The sequence below is a fragment of the Zoogloea sp. genome, from assembly GCF_028693495.1.
GTDB lineage: Bacteria > Pseudomonadota > Gammaproteobacteria > Burkholderiales > Rhodocyclaceae > Zoogloea.
The window spans coordinates 1-4,114 of record NZ_JAQUVG010000165.1 but is presented as its reverse complement, the minus strand read 5'-3'; the positions used below and the strand labels follow the sequence as shown (position 1 = coordinate 4,114).

The 4,114-nt window shown below is 59.6% G+C and carries 2 protein-coding genes; both read right to left on the bottom strand.

Annotation, left to right across the window (positions count from 1 at the left end):
* Positions 1-1,833, bottom strand: a 1,833-nt coding sequence (locus PHD22_RS16610) for a hypothetical protein (RefSeq protein WP_299869475.1), incomplete at its 3' end; no start/stop codon positions are given.
* An 89-nt stretch (positions 1,834-1,922) separates the two neighbouring features.
* The gene (locus tag PHD22_RS16605; RefSeq protein ID WP_299869472.1) at positions 1,923-3,830 is read right to left on the bottom strand and encodes a hypothetical protein; all 1,908 of its coding nucleotides are present in this window, start codon (positions 3,828-3,830) and stop codon (positions 1,923-1,925) included.
* Positions 3,831-4,114: the final 284 nt, after the last annotated feature.

Here is a 4,114-nt window from a genome sequence, read left to right as displayed (position 1 = left end):
CAGACCGTGCTTGACGCCATCGCGTGTGCCCGCTGCCACATCCAACCTGATCGAAGTTACCCCAGGCCACGACGCGTCAAGCCGCACCAGCATTTGGCATATAAGGGGGCTTAAGTTGGGAGCATTGGAGACGTACAGCCCATGAGATTCGATGAGGTTCGGGTGCACTCCGACGTTCCAGTAAGGGTCGTATATGTCCCCTAATATGGGAATCTGTCGTTCGCCCCCAATTTCTTTGCATATGCTGTCTTTTGATTTTATGTTTGAGGCACATTTGTTCCGTACGACTCCGTGCCTGATGTTCAACCTCAGATTCGTGAGCGCTGGGCCTAGCCACAGATTTTGCTGGTCCCAGTCGCGGCCGCGCGCCTTATGGTTGCAGTCATCCTTTTGGGCGGGATCTTTCTCGCAGGTCTTTTTACGTGTCACCGCCTGCTGAATTGAATCGCGGATCAGCCGCTGGTTGGCCATACAAAATGTCGTGCCCGACTCGGCGCGTTTAAGTATGTTGCCATAACGTGTTGATGTTTCATTTTTTGCCTCATTAACCTCCGCCTCATGCGTAAGGCCGTAGAGTCGATTGTCCGGATGGCCATGATCTAGTTCGTCATCGGTACGGAACGCTCGCACCGGCAGGGCATGCCCCAGCGCGATGAGGTCGGTGGATTCGCGGGGCCACTTGAATACACGCTGCGATAACGGAAATGCCGTGTTGGTCGCGATCTCGTCGGTCTCTCTCGCCCCTTTGTCGACCTTCTTGTAATGCTCTGAAGCGGTGAGGCTAACCAGCACCGGCATTTGGTCCGGCGGAAACACCCACTCCGTTCCTTCAGTACGGCACCGGCGCTTTGATTCTGCGCTGGCATTGGGCGACAGGCGGGCGCAGTCCGAGTCCGAAGGTTGCAAGTACGAAGCGCGATCAGGTTCTCCGATATCTGCATGCAGACGCGAGGCGCGCTGCAGCTTCATCCACTCAGTGAGTTCGCTGGCGGGATTGAGCAGCACGACTAAGGATCCAACCCCAGGCACCTTCGCTCCCTGCGGCGATGCCAGCAGCCGTTGCTCAAATAAAGGTCGTGTCGCTCGCAGGACCATGTTACCGCCCAGACTGTGGCCGATGACTACCAGCGGTGTGGTGAGATCGGAGGGGCAGCGCTGGAGTCCGGATTCCAGGTTACTTAGGAAAGCCTGCAGGCGAAGTGCATGTTCGTCTGATTGTGCCTTGCGGCCGGGAAAGGTCAGGCTGGCCACGATCGGATCCACCTTCTCACCCCAGCCGGGCTCGTGTAATGCGGTGCCGCGCCACCCGACGTAGATCCCAAATACCCTCCGGTTCGGCTCGCCGGCGTCACGCCAGTAGGATTTCATTAGAGCCAGGATGGTGTGGAATCGGGCGACATCCTCGTTGTCGATCGCGGCGTTATGCCGCCAGCCGTGCACGAAAACATAGACTGCCATCGGCTCTTCGGCATGCGCCTTGAGATATCGATGCACGTCGGCCATCTGCTCTTGGAGGATAGGTGTGTCGCCGCCATCCAGGAATTCCACGAAACCGATGTCGTAGGCGATGGGATGCCCGGCGTTGTAGGACTGCACGGCACATTCGAGTGCCTTCGACGAATGTGCCTTTGACGCATGCTCTTTTTCGAAGCCATGGAACTTGCCTTTGACGGACCTAGCATCCACCTGGACGGGGGCGCCAGGCGTGCCACAATCGCCTCCCGCGAAAGTGCGTCCGCGATAGTGGTCGTCTTTCGTGACACAGCCTGACAGTGCCAATGATCCAGCCACTAAGGCGCCGATCGCATACCGCGTAAAAAATCGCTTTTTCATTTTTCAGCCTTTGGTTTCATTAAAGCAGGCGTGCAGATTTCCAATTTCTTGTTGAGCGCAGAGGGGTGAAATGAGCGCGGTGCGCACGATCATTTATTCGTAGGCCCCTTCGCGCCGGAAGTCTGCAGGGCAGTCGTTTTTTCAGTATTTCCACTCTTCCCGCACTTCTCGCCGGCTTGGCCGAAGTCGACGCTGCCGGTCGATGTCACCACCGTAATGCTGCGGTCGGCCCTGCAATCGGTCAGAGTTTCGGGCGGCACATCGAAAGTGGCCTGGATGCCCCGCATGTCCGACAGCACCAGCACCTCGCTGGCCTTGATGCCGCCGACGAAGACCTGCGGGTTGCGCCATAGGTTGACGCCCTGGAGCATCAGGACGGACCGCTTGGCGGAGCCCGCCGCTTGTGCGCCTGGTTTCTGCTCACCGGCGGAGATGCCCTGCGGAATGAGTCGGCGCGCGTAGAGTTCGGGGTAGGGGCGCCGGGCGTCCGGGTCGAAGGTCTCGGCCAGCGCCTCCGGGTTTTGCGGCAGGAACACCGTCTCGCGCCCGATCACCGTCATCCCAGCCGGGCATTCGCCTGCTCCGCCCGCCGTTGTGGCGGCTTCGCGCTCCTTGCGCCAGCCGCCGCACATCACCACCTCCAGGCCGGAGGCGAGCTGCGGCACCGCGATTTCGGCGTTCAGGGTGTTCTGCACGATCCGGTGGCGGAAGCCGAACTCCGGGCGTCCGCGTGCATCCTGCTCCACCTTGAAGCGCGGCCCCAGCACCCAGCCCACGTTGCGGTATTCGTTTTCTTTTTTGGTGGGCGTCCGGCTGTAGCCCACGACCAGCGGCTGTCGGTGCAGCGCCGAGGAGATCACCTCGTTGGCCTGCATCATCGAGATCGCGCCGGAGGCGCTCCCCGCACCGCTGACCGCCTGCAGGGCCAGCATCAGCTCCATTGCGTCGCGCCGCGAGCCGCCTTGGGAAATACGCTGCACCTGCTCCTTCGGGGTTGCGGCGTAGGCGTAGGGGAGGGACTTTACTCCCTCGAAGGCCTTGTCCAGCCATAGCTTGAGGTCACTAGGTCCTTTCTCATTCTTCCAGTCCAGCGAGTAAGACTTTCTTTCTGAGGGGCCCTTTGCTGTAGAGCTCTTCAAGACGAGCATATCGTTCAGATCAATGGGGGAAGAGCCCGGAATTGATAGGCTCGTTGTCGCAATTTCGACATGAAAAATTTGACTGACAAGAGGGATCAAATAGGTCTCCTCGAATTTGGGCTTGCAAAACATGGAGGACTTATCTCTTACCTTCAGCAGTGCTTGATTAAGCATATTGGAAGTTTTATGAAAGTCATCGCCTGTCGCTTTCTTGCGCTTCGCATCTATCTTCCGCTCTGTAAACGCAAATCGGCTGATCGCGTTTGCCATACTTCTATCCTGATCCACTTCCTTTGTGTTGCCGTAGCACGCCCTGACGTATTGCCTCTTGGCGCGGATCATCCGCTCCGTCGCTAGGTCGTTGAGGCGCTCGATGAACCCCTTCTCCGTGAACAGATCTTCCTCAAATATCGGCCTGACCCTCATCTCGACGACGCCCCAGGCGCTGGTGTCGTCGTCGGGGATCAAGGTCGCGTCCACCGACAGGCGCACCAAGGTCGAGCCATACAGGTCGTGGCGGTCGTCGAGCTCGTTGGCGGCCATTTCGGAGCGGATCTCCTCCAGCAGGGCCAGCTTGTCCCGGAACAGGTCGATCGGCGAAGCTTTGCCCGCGGCGGTCTGGGGCGGAGACGACGGGTCGGCCACCGACTTCAACAGCGCGTCGATCGCGCTCCGCGATTTGGCGGCCTCGGTCGGGTCGGGGGGAGTGGTGCCGTTGGGCGCGGTGCCGCTGGTCTCAGGCGGCTTGAGTGCGGTCATGAGTTTCTCGGCATCCTCGGGGCTTGTCTTGCCGCTTTTCACATTGGCCAGCAGGCTCTCCCGGACGGCGAGCCGGATCTCCTGATCCTTGGCGTCCATCTCCTGCTGGTTGCGGATGCGCTGGGCATCCCGCGCCTTGCCGAGCTTGGCGAGCTGGGCGCTGCCCGCGTCGAGGGACAGCCCTAGCCCCGCCCCGACGCCGGAGACGCTGCGTATCGAGAAGCCACCATCCGGTGCGAAATCGGTGTCCTTGAGTGCGGGAGTGTCAGTAATTTTGTGTTCGAGGCGAGTTTCGAGTGATCTTGGTCATGACCAGGATCGCTCGACGGTTTTCATTTTGTCATGGCCGGGATGAAACGATCGGTGTAGAGGATGGCGAACTG